The 15293-nt window shown below is 68.7% G+C and carries 17 protein-coding genes; 14 read left to right on the forward strand and 3 right to left on the reverse strand.

What is annotated here, in order from left to right:
• The first annotated feature begins 69 nt into the window (after positions 1-69).
• From K8638_RS15670 to K8638_RS15685, 4 genes are all read left to right on the forward strand, one after another.
• Positions 70-867: a prohibitin family protein gene (locus K8638_RS15670; RefSeq protein ID WP_223755331.1), complete on the forward strand. Its 798-nt coding sequence runs from the start codon at positions 70-72 to the stop codon at positions 865-867.
• A 169-nt stretch (positions 868-1036) separates the two neighbouring features.
• Positions 1037-2482: a F0F1 ATP synthase subunit beta gene (atpD, locus tag K8638_RS15675; RefSeq protein WP_223755332.1), complete on the forward strand. Its 1446-nt coding sequence runs from the start codon at positions 1037-1039 to the stop codon at positions 2480-2482.
• 31 nt (positions 2483-2513) lie between these two features.
• Complete coding sequence (locus tag K8638_RS15680; RefSeq protein ID WP_223755333.1) at positions 2514-3083, forward strand: hypothetical protein; 570 nt, start codon at positions 2514-2516, stop codon at positions 3081-3083.
• Between the two features lie 21 nt (positions 3084-3104).
• Positions 3105-3515: a F0F1 ATP synthase subunit epsilon gene (locus tag K8638_RS15685; protein WP_223755334.1), complete on the forward strand. Its 411-nt coding sequence runs from the start codon at positions 3105-3107 to the stop codon at positions 3513-3515.
• Between the two features lie 3 nt (positions 3516-3518).
• Here K8638_RS15685 and K8638_RS15690 read toward each other — a convergent pair whose 3' ends face one another.
• Positions 3519-4196, reverse strand: a complete 678-nt coding sequence (locus K8638_RS15690) for a helix-turn-helix transcriptional regulator (RefSeq protein WP_223755335.1) — start codon at positions 4194-4196, stop codon at positions 3519-3521.
• Between the two features lie 84 nt (positions 4197-4280).
• On the opposite strand from K8638_RS15690, the gene K8638_RS15695 reads away from it, so the two are divergent.
• From K8638_RS15695 to K8638_RS15715, 5 genes are all read left to right on the forward strand, one after another.
• Entirely contained in the window at positions 4281-4910 is a 630-nt protein-coding gene (locus tag K8638_RS15695; protein WP_223755336.1) for a flavin reductase family protein, read from the forward strand.
• A 130-nt stretch (positions 4911-5040) separates the two neighbouring features.
• Positions 5041-5421, forward strand: a complete 381-nt coding sequence (locus tag K8638_RS15700; protein WP_223755337.1) for a group 1 truncated hemoglobin — start codon at positions 5041-5043, stop codon at positions 5419-5421.
• A 15-nt stretch (positions 5422-5436) separates the two neighbouring features.
• A complete protein-coding gene (locus K8638_RS15705; protein WP_223755338.1) occupies positions 5437-6441 on the forward strand; it encodes a 2Fe-2S iron-sulfur cluster-binding protein in 1005 nt (334 codons plus the stop codon).
• Between the two features lie 2 nt (positions 6442-6443).
• Positions 6444-6890, forward strand: coding sequence for an Rrf2 family transcriptional regulator (locus tag K8638_RS15710; protein ID WP_223755339.1), 447 nt, complete (start codon positions 6444-6446; stop codon positions 6888-6890).
• Positions 6887-7147, forward strand: coding sequence for a hypothetical protein (locus K8638_RS15715; RefSeq protein WP_223755340.1), 261 nt, complete (start codon positions 6887-6889; stop codon positions 7145-7147). The genes K8638_RS15710 and K8638_RS15715 overlap by 4 nt, the downstream gene beginning before the upstream one ends.
• Positions 7148-7366: 219 nt before the next feature.
• Here K8638_RS15715 and K8638_RS15720 read toward each other — a convergent pair whose 3' ends face one another.
• Positions 7367-8089 carry a hypothetical protein gene (locus K8638_RS15720; RefSeq protein ID WP_223755341.1) on the reverse strand — a complete coding sequence of 241 codons (723 nt, stop codon included), beginning with the start codon at positions 8087-8089 and terminating at the stop codon, positions 7367-7369.
• A 726-nt stretch (positions 8090-8815) separates the two neighbouring features.
• The gene (locus tag K8638_RS15725) at positions 8816-10921 is read right to left on the reverse strand and encodes a DEAD/DEAH box helicase (protein ID WP_223755342.1); all 2106 of its coding nucleotides are present in this window, start codon (positions 10919-10921) and stop codon (positions 8816-8818) included.
• Between the two features lie 493 nt (positions 10922-11414).
• Here K8638_RS15725 and K8638_RS15730 point away from each other — a divergent pair, with 493 nt between their 5' ends.
• Genes K8638_RS15730 through K8638_RS15750 form a run of 5 tightly spaced genes read left to right on the forward strand, consistent with a single transcriptional unit; the run spans position 11415 to position 15269 of the window.
• Complete coding sequence (locus K8638_RS15730) at positions 11415-11939, forward strand: DUF6484 domain-containing protein (RefSeq protein ID WP_223755343.1); 525 nt, start codon at positions 11415-11417, stop codon at positions 11937-11939.
• On the forward strand, positions 11939-13267 hold the full coding sequence (locus tag K8638_RS15735) for a TIGR02270 family protein (protein ID WP_223755344.1): 1329 nt from the start codon (positions 11939-11941) through the stop codon (positions 13265-13267). Before K8638_RS15730 ends, K8638_RS15735 begins: the two co-directional genes overlap by 1 nt.
• Positions 13268-13299: 32 nt before the next feature.
• Entirely contained in the window at positions 13300-13770 is a 471-nt protein-coding gene (locus K8638_RS15740; RefSeq protein WP_223755345.1) for a DUF4150 domain-containing protein, read from the forward strand.
• Between the two features lie 25 nt (positions 13771-13795).
• Positions 13796-14683: an AHH domain-containing protein gene (locus K8638_RS15745; RefSeq protein ID WP_223755346.1), complete on the forward strand. Its 888-nt coding sequence runs from the start codon at positions 13796-13798 to the stop codon at positions 14681-14683.
• A 10-nt stretch (positions 14684-14693) separates the two neighbouring features.
• Positions 14694-15269 carry an imm11 family protein gene (locus tag K8638_RS15750; RefSeq protein WP_223755347.1) on the forward strand — a complete coding sequence of 192 codons (576 nt, stop codon included), beginning with the start codon at positions 14694-14696 and terminating at the stop codon, positions 15267-15269.
• Positions 15270-15293 lie beyond the last annotated feature (24 nt).

A 15293-nucleotide genomic window follows, 5' to 3' on the forward strand; every position in this document is an offset into this window, starting at 1 on the left:
TATCGGGGTGGGCCTTTCGCGTTTATGGTGTCCGGCCAGCGGGCGGGGGTGCCCGGGAGGTCAGGGGTCATGAAGCAGCGACTGGTATGGGCAGTGCTGGGGCTGATGTGCATCACCGGCTGTGCCTGTGAGACGGTGTCCAGCGGACACGGGGGCATCGGGTTCGACTCGTTCGGCCAGGGCACCCTGCGCGAGCCCTACGGAGAGGGGCTGCACATCCTCCGGCCGGGCAAGTCGCTCATCGTCTATGACATGCGCGTCCAGGAGATGAAGGAGGAGCTGAGCGTCCTGTCCAACAACGGCCTGGACATCCGGGTGGACGCCAGCGTGCGCTACCGGCCGGACCCCTCGAAGCTCTTCGAGCTGCACACCCAGACGGGGCCCCGGTACGCGGACATCCTGGTGGGACCCATCGTCCGCTCCGAGGCGCGCAAGGTCTTCGGCCGCTACGCGCCCGAGGAAATCTACTCGACCAAGCGCGAGCAGATCGAAAAGGAGATCTACGACGAGGTGCTGCGCGCCCTGCAGGGCAAGCACGTCGTGGTGGAGGCCATCCTCGTCCGGGACGTCATCCTGCCCCAGGCCATCCGCGAGGCCATCGCCGACAAGCTGGCCGAGGAGCAGCGGAGCCAGAAGATGCGCTTCACCCTGGAGAAGGAGCGCCAGGAGGCCGAGCGCAAGCAGATCGAGGCGGAGGGCATCGCCAAGTACCAGGGCATCGTCCGCCAGGGGCTGACCGAGGAGTACCTGCGCTTCAAGGGCATAGAAGCCACGGAGCGGCTGGCCCAGAGCTCCAACGCCAAAATCATCGTGGTGGGCAGCCCCCAGAGCGGCCTGCCGTTGGTGTACCAGACGGACGGGAAGTAAGAGGGTGGCGCCCGGCGGCTGGGTCCGCTAAGGCCGACTTAATCCAGAAGTGCCCGGGAGGCTTGACCCTACGGGAGGCCCCCGGTAAAGGGGGCCCGCCCTCCCATCCGGGCCGAATTTTGAAAGGGCGCGGCGTCAGGCCGCTCCCCCCGCGAGGCAGACGAATTCCATGAGCGCTCAAGTTCCGACGGCAGGCAGAATCATCCAGGTCCTCGGCCCCGTGGTCGACGTGGAGTTCCCGCCCGGCGGCCTCCCCGAGGTCTACACGGCCCTGAAGGTCTCCAACCCCAACCTGGGCAACGAGCCGGACAACCTCGTGCTCGAGGTCGCGCAGCACCTGGGCGAGAACACGGTGCGCACCATCGCCATGGACTCCACCGAGGGCCTGGGCCGCGGCATGCCGGTGAAGAACACGGGCGCCCCCATCCAGGTGCCGGTGGGCAAGGCCACCCTGGGCCGCATCCTGAACGTCACCGGTGACCCGGTGGACGAGATGGGCCCCGTGAAGGCGCAGGAGTACTGGTCCATCCACCGCCCGCCCCCGCCCTTCACGGAGCAGGACGTGCGCGTGCAGATGTTCGAGACGGGCATCAAGGTCATCGACCTGCTCGCCCCCTACACCCGTGGCGGCAAGATTGGCCTGTTCGGCGGCGCCGGCGTGGGCAAGACGGTGCTCCTGCAGGAGCTCATCCGCAACGTGGCGGTGGAGCGCGGCGGCTTCTCCGTGTTCGCCGGCGTGGGCGAGCGCACCCGCGAGGGCAACGACCTGTACCACGAGATGCAGGACACCAAGGTCATCCAGACGGACAACCTGGAGGCCTCGCAGGCCGTGCTCGTGTACGGCCAGATGAACGAGCCGCCCGGCGCCCGCGCCCGCGTGGCCCTCTCCGCCCTGACGATGGCGGAGTACTTCCGCGACGTGGAGGGCCGTGACGTGCTCCTCTTCGTGGACAACATCTTCCGCTTCACCCAGGCCGGTTCCGAGGTGTCCGCCCTCCTGGGCCGCATCCCCAGCGCGGTGGGTTACCAGCCCACGCTGTCCACGGAGATGGGTGGCCTCCAGGAGCGCATCACCTCCACCACGAAGGGCTCCATCACCTCCGTGCAGGCCATCTACGTGCCCGCCGACGACCTGACGGACCCGGCGCCCGCCACCGCGTTCGCCCACCTGGACGCGACGACGGTGCTCAACCGCTCCATCGCGGAGTTGGCCATCTTCCCGGCCGTGGACCCGCTGGACTCCACCAGCCGCATCCTGGACCCGGGCGTCATCGGCCAGGAGCACTACGCGGTGGCCCGCAAGGTCCAGGGCGTGCTCCAGCGGTACAAGGAACTGCAGGACATCATCGCCATCCTCGGCATGGACGAGCTGTCCGAGGAGGACAAGCTGGTGGTGGCCCGCGCCCGCAAGATTCAGCGCTTCCTGTCGCAGCCCTTCTTCGTGGCCAAGGTCTTCACGGGCAAGGACGGCCGCTACGTGAAGCTCCAGGACACCATCCAGGGCTTCAAGGAAATCGTCGAGGGCAAGCACGACGACATCCCCGAGGGCGCCTTCTACATGGCGGGTGCCATCGACGAGGTGGTGGAGAACGCCAGGAAGATGGCGGCCGCCTGAGTCGTTCCGCTTCGTCCTCCCAGAGGTGACCATGCGTCGCCCCGCGCTTGCCCTGGCCCTGTTGCTCCTGGCGCTCCCCGCCCTGGCGGAGGAGCGCAAGGGGCGCTCCCGGGTGAGCGCGAACGGGCTCTACAGCGTGCGCCTCGTGGAGGAGGCCCCCGGGCGGTGCCGGCTGGAGGTGTCGAAGGAGAGCGGCCCCGTCTGGTCCGTCCCGCAGTGCCTGGGGACGGTGGACGACTTCTACTTCGTCTCCAACGACGGCGAGCGCGTCTGGGTGGTGTGGCCGCTGGTGGAGAAGGGCAAGGCGCCGCCGCCGCCCCCGAAGAAGAAGGGGCAGAAGCAGCGCAAGCCCAAGGGGCCGCCGGCCTGGGCCAACGTCGCGGTGGCGGCGGAGTACGACAGCAAGGGCAACCGGCTCCAGGAGAAGCGGCTGACGGAGCTGCTCTCCACGCGGCAGCTCACCGAGGTGCGCCAGCTCACCCACCACTTCAAGTGGATGGAGGGCACGCTCGGCATCCCCGGCAAGGGGCCCCGGCTGACGGATGCCGGGGTGGTGGAGTTCGAGCCGGTGGGCGGAACCACCCACCAGCTCACGTTCTGATGCGGTAGTTCGAGGAGTGTCATGGCCAAGCTGACCGTGGAGATTGTCACCCCTGAGAAGCGCATCCTGTCGGTGCAGGCCGACGAGGCCGTCGTCCCCGGTGGCCGGGGCCTGTTCGGCGTGCGCCCGGGGCACACCCCGTTCCTGTCGCTGATGGAGCCGGGCCCGCTGACGCTGATTGACGCTGGCCGGCGCGAGTCCTACTTCGTCGCGGGCGGCTTCGTGGAGGTGGGCAACGACAAGGTGCTGGTGCTCGCCGACGCGGCCGAGCCCGTGGCCGGCATCGACGTGGAGGGCGCCCGCCGCCGCATGAACGAGGCGCAGGAGCGCATGAAGGGCATGTCCGCCGAGGACGCGCGCTTCGAGATTGAGCAGGCCACGGTGCGCCGCGAGGCGGCTCGCATCGGCGCCGCCGGCATGGGCCGCGGCTAGGCCTCACGGCCAGGACAGCCCCAGCTCCCGGTCGAAGCCGCGCCGGCCTTCCACGGTGAGCCGCACCCCGCGGCCCTCCGTCCGGCGCGCAATCCAGCGCAGCGCGAACAGGCGCTCCGCCAGCGCGGCGCCCAGGGCCCCACCCACGTGGGGCCGGCGCTCGCTCCAGTCCAGGCAGCGGCGCGCGAAGGCCCGGCGCCCCCGTGACAGGGGGCCCGCCTCCACGCCCAGCCGCGCCAGGAAGTGCTCCCCCTCCGGGGTGAGCGCCCACGTCTCCTCGGAAGCCTCCAGGTAGCCGCGCCGCTCCAGCGCATCCGCCAGGTCCACGCCGAGCCGTCCCGCCAGGTGGTCGTAGCAGGTCCGCGCGAAGCGCAGCGGCGACGGCACCTTCACGGGCGCGGGCCGCGTGGGCGCCAGCAGGCTCAGGGCCTCCAGCGCCCGCGCCACGTCCGGCCCCGCCAGGCGGTAGTAGCGGTGGCGGCCCTGCACCTCCACCCGCACCAGCCCGCCCTCGAGGAGCTGCCCCAGGTGGCCACTCACCGTCTGCGGCGTGAGGCCCACGTCGCGCGCCAGCTCGCCCGCGGTGCGCGCCGGGCCTTCCAGCAGGCGCGACAGCATGCCCGCGCGGGCGGGCTCGCCGATGAGGCGCGCGATGAGCGCGAGGTCGAGAGGGTGGGCCATGGCGGGAGTCTTCAGCTCTCGGGCGCGGGGACGTTTCGGCGCGCGCCGAACCATTCCCCGGCGGGAGCCTCATAGGGAAGGGGCATGAACGACCTGCCGAAGCACCGCGTGATTGCTCCCCGCATCCTCTACTTCGGGACGCCGGTGGTCCTGCTGAGCACCGTGCAGCCCGACGGCTCGCCCAACCTCTCTCCGCTGTCATCCGCCTGGGCGCTGGATGACAGGCTGGTGCTGGGCATGGGACGGCTGGGGCAGGGGCTCGCCAACCTGGAGCGCACCCGGGAGGCCGTGGTGAACCTGCCCTCCGCCGCGCTCTGGCCCCAGGTGGAGCGGCTCGCCCCCACGACGGGCCGCTCGCCCGTGCCCGAGGTGAAGCGCGCCATGGGCTACGTCCACGAGCCGTGCAAGTTCGAGCGGGCGGGCCTCACCCCGCTGCCCTCGGACACCGTGGCCCCGCCGCGCGTGGCGGAGTGTCCGCTGCAGCTGGAGGCGGTGCTGCTCGACGTGCGCCCCGCCGCGGCCACGCCCCAGCAGCCCGAGCCTGGCTTCTCCATCGTCGAGCTGCGTGTCACCCGCGTCCACGCGCACGAGGACGTCACCGTGCCCGGCACCCAGCACGTGGACGTGGCGCGCTGGCAACCGCTCCTCTACGTGTTCCGCCACTACGCGGGCACGGGGCCCGGCCTGGGCCGCAACTTCCGCGCGGAGACCTGAGGGGCGCGCAATTCCTGCGCGTGTTTTGGGGGGCGGGCCCCCCATCCGGCTCCGATTGACGGCTCGGCATTTAAACTGCATTCAGGATGCAGCGTTAACCACGGCCCGAGCGGCCAAACGGAGTGACACGATGAGCGATGCGGTGACGAAGAGCGTCTACGAGCAGATTGGTGGGGAGCCGGCGATGGCGGCGGCGGTGGAGGTCTTCTACCGGAAGGTGCTTGCGGACGACCGTATCAGCCACTTCTTCGAGGACGTGGACATGGAGCGCCAGGCTGCGAAGCAGAAGGCGTTCCTCACCATGGTGACGGGCGGGCCGTCGAGCTACTCGGGCAAGGACATGCGTGCCGGGCATGCGCACCTGGTGAAGCAGGGGCTGAACGACATGCACTTCGACGCGGTGGCGGGCCACCTGAAGGAGACGCTGGAGGAGCTGGGCGTGCCGGCGCCGCTGGTGGCGAAGGTGCTGGCCATCGCCGAGAGCGCTCGCGCGGACGTGCTCAACCGCTGAGGGCCGGGGCGCGTCATGGCGAAGGTCAAACACGAGTCGAGCTGGTACCCGCTGGAGCCGGGAGAGAGCGTACTGGAGGGGCTGCTGCGGCAGGGCGTGTCCGTCCCGAACTCCTGCCGCGCGGGTGCCTGCCAGTCCTGTCTGATGAAGGCGGTGGGCGGCGCGGTGCCGGAGGCCGCGCGGGTGGGGTTGAAGGACACGCTCGTGGCCCAGGGCTACTTCCTCGCGTGCACGTGCCGGCTCCCGGAGGGCACGGAGCTGGAGGTGGCGGGCGCGGAGGGACTGCGCGTGCCGGCGCGCATCTCCGCGCTGTCGCCGCTGTCCCGGGACGTGCTGAAGGTGAGCCTCGTCACGGACGCGCCGCTGGACTACCGCGCCGGGCAGTATGTCTCGCTGGTGCGCGAGGACGGGCTTGCCCGCAGCTACTCCCTGGCGAGCCTGCCTCGCGAGGGAGTGCTGGAGCTGCACGTGCGGCTCATCACGGGCGGCGCGATGAGCGGCTGGCTGGCCAGCGAGGCCCGGCCGGGGGCGCGCGTCTTCCTCCAGGGCCCGGCGGGGAGCTGCTTCTACGTCCCTGGCCGTCCCGAGCAGCCGCTCCTGCTGGCGGGCACGGGCACGGGGCTGGCGCCGCTGTACGGCATCGTCCGTGACGCCCTGGAGGCGGGACATTCCGGACCCATCTGGCTCTTCCATGGGGCGCGGACACCGGCGGGCCTGTACCTCCGGGAGGAGCTGCGCGGGCTGGCCGAGCGCCACCCCCAGCTCCACTACCGGCCGTGTGTGTTGGAAGGGGGCACCCGGGACATCGCGGAGGGGCCGCTCGACGTGCTCATCCGCGCCGAGTGCCCGAAGCCGGTGGGCTGGCGCGCGTGGCTCTGCGGAGATCCACAGTTGGTGCTATCCCTGCGGAAGAAGCTCTTCCTGTCCGGGCTCTCGCTGAAGGACCTCCACGCGGACTCCTTCCTGCCGAGCGTCCCCCAGGCGGGAGCCTCACCGACTGACACCGCCGGAGCCCGCTGAACGTGCATCTCACCCTTCACGCCGACTACTCGCTGCGCGTCCTCCTGTACCTGGCCAGCCGTCCGGGCCGGGTCACCTCCACGCAGGAGATGGCGGACGCCTACGGCATCTCCAAGCACCACCTCGTACGGGTGGTGCAGACGCTGGCGGGGCAGGGGTACGTGGACGCGAAGGCGGGGCGCGCGGGGGGCGTGACGCTGGCGCGGCGGCCGGAGGACATCAACGTGGGGCGGGTGGTGCGCGCCGCCGAGCCGGACTTCCATGTGGTGGAGTGCTTCGACCGCGAGCGCAACTCGTGCCCCATCGCGCCCGCGTGCAGCCTGAAGGGCATGCTGGCCGAGGCGAGCAACGCCTTCCTCTCCGTGCTGGACCGCTACACGCTGGCGGACGTGCTGGACCGCTCCCGCACGGACCTGGCGGACCTCTTTCTTCCCGTCCGCGCGTCGTGACGTCCGGCACGCTGGAGTTGTTCCACCGCATCGCGGACCCGCCCTCCGCCGAGGCGCGGCGCTACATCGTCGACTACGCGCTGGAGGACCGCATCGCGTTCCGCAATGTGGAATTTCCAGAGGCGGCGGCGGACTGGAGGCGCCTGGGCGGCCACTCCACGCCCGCGCTATGGGACGGCACGCACCTGCACCAGGGCGCCCAGGCCGTGCTGGCGCGGTTGCAGGCCGTCGTCAACCTCGGACGCGACGGCGCGTGACGGCCCGGCGCGTGTGCCGGCATCCGCGCGCCGCTGCCTCCTGTGTGTCCCTCGTGCGCCATGCACGGAGTGTTGATGGGGACCCATGCCCGAGTCGGGCAATGACTCCAACTGACGCAAGGGCCCGTGGGCGCACCAGCGCTGCCTTCATAGTAGATGGACAGCGCGAACCGCAGGACAGGCGCGACCCATTCACGCTCTACAGCCGCCCGTTTGGCATCAAGACGTTCGCGGCTCCGAGAACCAAGCCGCGCGATCGATTGTTCCGCAATAGATGTAGTCGAGGCCGTTCCCATCGCCTTTGTCGACGGGGGTGAACATCGCGCCGTGCTCGTTCACATAGAAGCGGCCACCCTCATATCCGCGGATCGCTGCGACGGGTTCAACAGCCCGGCGTACAAGCGCGGAATTGCGCAGCACCTTGGAGAGCTGAACCTTCAAGGTCGTCATCGGGCGAACGGCCGGGGGATCTGAGTCGGTGAGGGCGGGCGTCTGGTAGTAGATGTCGCTTCCGCCGGCGGCGAGCACATATGGGACGCCAGGGCGCGGTCCGACCCATCGCTCTCCGGGCTTGAGTGACTGCCCGTCAGGTTGAACGGGGCGCGTCGACAGTGGAACTCCCTCGAAGTGGAAGGTCAGTTCACCATGCAGGTAGCCCGCGAAGTAGTAGTGCGATGTTCCGTCTGCGCTGTCCACGGGGACAATCACATGACGGTACTCGTTGACGTAGAATGCGCCACCTGGACCGTTGCCCAGTGCCTGCTTTATCCCGTTCACAAGCCCGGCGAGGTCGTCACGCGCGTCGTCGAGCGCGAGATAGCGCAGGCCGCTTCCAACCTCGTGCAGGACTGCAACCGTCCAGGCGCCTTCATGAAAGCGAACGCCGTATTTCGCCAACCGGCTGACGTTCTGTGGCCACACTCCACCATAGAGCTTCGGCATTGTCGATTCTCCTGACATGGATACAAGCCTATGTGATCACCCATCGAGCGTCGAATGGCCAGCGTGACACATCGATTCGCCCGATGTAGCGAGGGGCCCACACCGCGTCATCGTTATCCTCATGCATCGTGATGACGGCGCCGCCGACTTGAACCCGCACCCGCGCACTGCTCATACCCGGCCGGGCCGTTCGAAATCCTGCTGCCAGGTCAGGGTCGGAGTCCCATACGGGCTGCGTCTGCACGAACCTTCCATTGGGGGCGGCAAGCTCCCATTCGCACTCCAGACGGCCGTCCGCGCCAATCTTACATTCAATGCCGGTCGTGCTCGGTCCGGGCCATGGGTCGCCGGGACGCAGGTTCTTCGTCTTCGATAGGTCGACGCGCACCCCATCAGGCCGCTCGACCACGATGGGGCCGTGAACATGCCCAATCAGGTAGCGGATGCATTCCTGGTATGGAGCTGGGTCGGGTTTGACAACGCGGCCGTCGGGAAGGAGGAGCACGCGCCCGCTGCCCCAATGCCGCTGCACGAGTTGCTCGACAGCGGTTACTCCGGGCGTGGACGCGACTGTCCAGAACTCCCGCGTGCTGGAGGTCTCGACCCACGCTCCAAGCCTCCCTCGACGGAAACGGAATCCTGACTTCTGCGTTCCGCGCGCGACACTGTAGGGGCCGCGCCAGAGTGGGAATGGACTGGTGGCGGGGCTGAACGTGAGCACCATTCTCAGAACTCCAGTGGCTCGGCGGCCTCGTCAAAGTCGATTCGCCGTCCTCCAATTTCGACCCAGTATGCTACGTTGCCATCCCAGTAGATACTACTGACAGCCCTCGCCCCGTGCCCGCGAGCGGTTCGATCCGTCCAAGCGAGGAGTCTTTTCACTGTGTCCTCCGGCCCCTTCGCGAAATTCTCTCCATTGGCGCGAACCTGTGCGATGACGCGTCGGCCCGAGCGCGACCGGAGCAGGAGTTCGATGCGCTCCAACTGGCTCTCCTGCTGTTCGGGTATTCGAAGAGGTCCCACGTACCGCCATTTGGCCCCGTCCTCCATGTCGTCATCGACACGAACGATGAGGTGCCCCCCGGGCGTGCAGCGCGCACGTCTGTGCTGGTTCTGTAGTATGTACTCGACCATCTCCCGTGGGGCTGGCACGAGCTGGTTCGTTTCGAGCACTCGCAGGTTTCCGTCCTGATCGACCTTGAGGTCGATGCCGTGCGGACGGCCGGGGTAACGGGCTCCCATGGAGAGCCCGGAAGCGTTCACCTGGGTCGACGGCGGTAGGTACCTTCGCGGCGAACTGCCCGTTTCACGAAGTCCCTCGGGCCATGCGCCCCCGGCGGGCGGCGTCCAGAGAAAGTAGCGGTTGACCGTCGCACCGACGACAGCGTTCCAGTCCACCTTCTCGTAGATCGACTCGTCCTCCGTCTGCTGAATATAGAGGATGTAGATTCGCGCCGTGCGGCCCGCTTGCTTTTTCCGGAGCAGGCGCCCGAGGCTCTGAATCCGCTGTCGGACCGAAGCGGTCGAAGCGACGATGATCCCGACATCAGCGGAGGGGACGTTGAAGCCTTCGACGAGCGATTTGGCGCTGACCACGACGCGTGCGTTTCCCGCGCGGAAGGCCTCAATGCTCTCTCTCCGGAGCGTGGCTGGCAGCTTGCTGTGCTCGAGCACTGCGGGAAGGCCATCTTGTAGGACGTCAAGGAAGATGCGCTCCACTTCGCCAATGGCCTCGTGGAAGGTGATCGCACGAGTCTCGCGATCGGCCAACTCCGCGCCAAGAATCGCGCGCGTCGCCGAGAGGCGAGCCCGAGCACGATAGAGCAGCTGCTTGCGGCGGCCAGTCAACTGGACGAACTTCGCTGCGTTGCCGCCTTCACGTGCCGCCTGTGCCTGACACCATGCGAGGAAGCCAAGCTTCGACCGGCTCGTGCGGTATCCTCGCTCCAGGTCGGTGCGCAGGTCGGAGATTTCGCGGCTGAGTGATGCGTGCTCTTGTGCCTCCTTTGGCGCGAGTGGCAGGCCGATGTGCCACAGTTCGAACGGAGTCAGGAGCCCCGCATCGAGGCACTGCCTGAGTGCGAACTCGTAAATGATGGGGCCAAGTCCCTGGCCGACGGGGCTCTGTGCGTAGGCTTCGTCAGCCGGTACGGAAAGCTCGTCGTCCACGTCCTCGGGCGTCGCGGAGAGTCCCAGCGTAAAGGCCGGGTTCGACTCGAAAATGCGCCTGGCCTGCTCGGCGTTTGCTCGATGACACTCGTCCACGATGAGGAGGAGACGATTGCTCCATCCGGCTTGCCGCATGAGGGAGGGCAAGCGCTCACGTGCTGAACTGAGCACGCACACGAGGATGCGGCGGTGTTCGAGCGGTGTCGGGTCATGGCCGCCACCCATCAGGCCGATGGCTGACTCTGGGAGGTTGCTCTTTCGAAGCTCCTCGGCCCATTGCAGCATCAGGGGAATCGTCGGTACGACGATTGCCACCCTGAGATCTGGCTGTTGGCGGTTGTGCAGTTCTTGGGCGGCAGCCATCGCGAACAGGGTCTTACCGCCGCCCGTGGCAACCTTGATGGTCCCTCTGCCGCGTTCGAGCCACTTCGGGAGGCACTCGGCCTGCCAGTCATGGAGCGACACATCAGTGGGTACGAGCCGCCAGACGGCGGGAACCACGGGCGCGGTTTGCTCTTCCTCCGTGGATTCGGCGTCATCAGCGGGTTCTGAGGACTGCTCGCTCGCGATGCGCTCGGCGATGGCCCGCCGCGCATGGAGTTGGAGCAGGTGAAGCTGGTCCTCTGCTGTGAAAACGGGCGGATGTTCGTCGGTCGCTTTCACGTGGGCGACTCCTCGGTGAGGAATGAGGTTCTCGCGGGGAGGGCTGCCTATCGAAGGCTGGATGCCCTGGCTTACCGCTAGGAGCAGACCCCGTCCAGCGCGGTTTCCCAGAAGCAGGAGGTCAGGACCACGCTGAGCGGCTCTGGATGGCGGTGCTGACGGTAGGCGCGGTTGACAGGCGAGGTTCGTTCGCGTCCCGCGAAATCGGCATCATGGACGGATTCCACTGTCCTTGATGCCGCTCGGGGCCAGTCATGGGCCGAAGCAATCGTCGGGGACTGGACCGTGCGACCCGTACCTCGCTCCTTTGCTGGCGTGGCCGAGGGGATGATGGCGTCCGGTGCGGTCGCCGGTAGGGGATGGATGACACGGCAGCGGGGTCGAAGCCCATCGCGCCTTCCTCTCCTCGTGTGGCCTGTGTTCGGTGCGAGCGGGATGGGTGAGGCGGACAAGGCGGGATGGGTGACGACCGTTTCTGGAGAGGACGCCCCGTATGGACTCTCAGCGCTTCTGCTCCCCGCCGGGAGTCGTCTCCCTGGTGGGAGATGACGGACGCATCCACGGCTCCCGTACAGGCTGGGTGGTGGACTTGGACGCGGGCGGCACGCCTCGGGTGGATTTCGACGGCAACCCCGCGGATCATCCCGTGCCCGCCCTATGCGGAGCATTCGTGGACGACGCGGCCCTGGCGGAGGCGGTGCGCTCCCGACAGGGCGCGCTGCTCCTCTTCGAGGAGGGGGACCCCGGTCGGCCGGTGCTCGTCACCCTATTGCGGTCTCGCGAGCGCCAGCCCTACTTGGTGTCTCGGCGCGTGAACACCAGGGGTTCCGGCCCCCTGGAGGCGCGGGTGGACGGCCGGCGCGTGGTCATCGAGGCGGAGGACGAGTTGGAGTTGCGCTGTGGCGAGGCGCGCATCCTGCTGCGCCGCAACGGGCGGCTGCTGCTGGAGGGCTACCAGGTGGACTCCCGCTCGCGGGGCTTGCAGCGCCTCAAGGGCGGGAAGGTGGAGATCAACTGATGCTGCGCGGGCGGTACGACGCCACCGTGCACCGGGGCGTGCTGGAGGACTGCCTGGACGAGGCGCGCTACGGGTGGCAGCAGCGCGGGGACTTCCTGTGCTCGGCGGAGCTGCGGCTTTCGGAAGTGGAGGACGTGCACGAGGAGCGGTTGCGCGCGTGCGTGGACGTGCTGGCGTGCGTGCCGCCACGCGAGGCCAGGTGCCTCCTGCGAAAGAACCTGACGGAGGACGACCGGGAGCGGGTGGCGGTGGCGAGCCTGGCGCTGCTGGCGCGGGGGGAGGAGGCGGAGACAGAGGCGGTGCTGGAGGAGCTGCGAGGGGGCGAGGAGCGGCGCGTGTGGGTGGGCGAGGCGCTGGAGGTAGCCGAGGGGACGGGCCTGGGCGCGAGGCTGGCCGCGTGGGTGGATGCGGAGGGCGAGGAGCCGGAGGTGCGGGCGGTGGTACTGGAGGCGCTGGCGGTGAGAGGCGAGTCGCCTGGCGCGGCGCGGCTGACGCGGGCCCTGGTGCACCCGGCGCCGGAGCTGCGGCGGGCGGCCCTGCGCGCGGCGCGGCGCTTTCCCAAGGAGGCGGAAGGGGCGCGGGTGCGGCAGGGGCTGGAGTCGGCGGCCCCCGAACTGCGCGCGGCGGCACTGGAGGCGGGACTGGTGCAGGGGCAGCATGCGGTGTGGCGCGCCTGCCAGGAAGCCGCCGAGGCACCGGACGTGGCGGGCCGCACGGCCCGGCTGCTGCTGGCGCTGGGCGGGGCCGCGCCGGACGTGGAGCGGCTGGCGCGGCTGGCGGAAGTGCCCATGCTGCGGCGAGACGCGCTCTGGGCGCTGGGCTTCTCCGGCTCGGCGTTGGCGGCCGAGGCGTGCCTGCCGTGGCTGTCCGACGCGTTGCTGGGCCCTCTGGCCGGTGAGGCCTTCAGCGCGGTGACGGGCCTGAGGCTGGAGGGGGACTACGGGCACCCGCGCCCCGCGGGCGTCGAGCTGCCTCCGCTGGAGGAGGACTTGGAGTTGTCGCTGCTGCCGGGGCCGGACGATGCGCTGCAGGTGCCCCACGCCCGGGAGGTGGAGCGCTGGTGGGCTGGGGCGCGCAAGGGCTTCGACTCGCGGGAGCGCTACCTGGGCGGAAGGCCATGCACGGAGGCGCGGCTGGTGCAGGCGCTGGACGAGGTGCCGATGCGCCGCCGGGGGCCGCTGCTGCTGGAGCTGGCCATTCGCACCCAGGGGGAGCACGCGGCGGACCCACGCGCCTGGGCACACGTGCAGCGGCGGCAGCTCGGGGGCGTACGCGAGTGGGCGGGAGACTCTCCCCTGCGCCCCTTCGGCGCATGGATGAACCGCTGAGGACGTCCCGGAGTGGAGCGGAGGAGGCCGCCATGGCGAAGAACACGGTGGGAGTGAACAAGCTGTCGGTGGTGACGAAGGACTCCGGCGGCACCACGGGGGCCTTTCCGGACGTGTGCAAGACGCCGAGCCCCGGCGGGCCGGTGCCCATTCCCTACCCCAACGTGGCGAAGTCCGCGGACACCGCGCAGGGGAGCAGGACGGTGCTGGTGGATGGCAACCCGGTGTGCCTGAAGGACTCGCACTTCAGCACCAGCACCGGGGATGAGGCCGGCACGGCGGGCGGTGGGGTGGTGTCGGGGAAGACGAAGGGCAGGGCGGAGTTCGTCAACTACTCCTTCGACGTGAAGATTGAAGGGAAGAACGTGGCGCGGGCCTTCGACTTGATGCTGCACAACGACAAGAACACGCCGCCCTTTCCCCTGATGCAGCCACCGGTGGTGTCGCTGGGTGGGGCGGACGAGGACGTGTGCTGTCTGATGTGCAAGCAGAAGGTGGAGTAGCGCCCGGGCGGACAGGAGGAACAGCATGGGCAAGCCGGCGGACGAGCACGTCACCCACCCGGACGGGACGATGCCGCACGAGGTGGTGCGGAAGAGCACCGAGGGAGGGGCGTGCCTCACGGGCCACGAGTCGACGTATACGGCCAACTCCTGCTCATACCGATGGCAGGCGCTGACGGAGTCGAAGAAGAGCCGCACGGCGCTGTACGACAAGACACCCGGTGCGGGGACGCGGACGAAGCCCGCACCGGAGGGCTTCCTGGCCACCTCGGCGTACCTGAGCCGGAGGGGCAACCGGGTGCCGGCGGAGTACGCGGCGCTGGTGCCGCTGCCGAAAGAGGGAGACTGGCACCTGGACGGCCCCTCGCGCGGAGACATGAAGGACGGGGGAGGCCGGCCCATTCCGCGCGGAGAGAACTTCACGCGGCAGACGTGGCCCTACTGGAACAACTCCCACCACCTGATTCCCAAGGGCCTCTTCAATGAGAGGATTGAGAGGATTCGGGACGCGGACTGCCGGACGCTGGTGCGGCTGGCGCTGCTGCGGGCGAAGTACAACATCAACCACCACGTCAACGTCATCATCCTGCCGCAGGACCTGGAGGTGGCGCGCGTGCTGGGGCTGCCGCGCCACCTCATCCTGGAGGACGGCTCGTGGGTGATTGAGGACTGCCCCAAGTTCAACCATGCCGCGTACAACATGAACGTCCGCAACCGGCTGGAACCCATCCTCGTCGAATGCAAGGAGGCGTGCGACGCCGAGCTGCGCAAGAACTGCGACACGTCCCAGTTCAAGCTCTCGAAGGAGGCGCTCGAAGAGTTGTCGGAAGAATGCTACCGGGCGGTGACGGAGTTCGGCACGGCCCATCCGGGCGCGCCCATCTCGGACATGCCGCCGCTCCGGCGTGAATAGAGGAGCCATCATGGACTACTTCAGCATCAACAAGAGCCCCACGGTGGACATGGGCTATTGCATCCTTGATGACGAACCCGAGGGCACCAATATGTACACGCACCGGATGGGGAAGGGCTACCCCATGGGTGACAAGTACCCGGCGAATGCCGAGTGGCAGATGAGCGACGAGTTTCCCGGCCTCAAGCTGCCATCGCTCATCGCCAACACGGGCGCCTTTCTCGTGGTGGAGCGCAAGCTGAAGGAGGTGTTCGAGGGCACGGGGGTGCCCATGGAGTGCCTCCACTTCACGCTCCTGGACCACAAGGGGCGCGAGGCCAGCCGGGACTACTTCATCATCAATCCCCTGGGCACCGTCGACTGCCTCCACCTGGAGAAGAGCGAGATTCGCTACTCGAAGGAGGTTCCAGGCGAAATCGTCCGGGTCCGCAAGCCCGTCCTCGACAGCAACAAGCTGCGCTCTGCGCCGGACTTCTTCCGCATCCAGGAGGACCCGTACGTCTACGTACTGAGCCACAAGCTGGTGGACGAGCTGCGCCAGCTCAACCCCACCAACGTCTACCTCACGAAGTTCGAGCAGGCATGAGCCGGCCGGGTTCGCGCACATCGC

The organism is Myxococcus sp. RHSTA-1-4, from assembly GCF_020037125.1.
GTDB lineage: Bacteria > Myxococcota > Myxococcia > Myxococcales > Myxococcaceae > Myxococcus.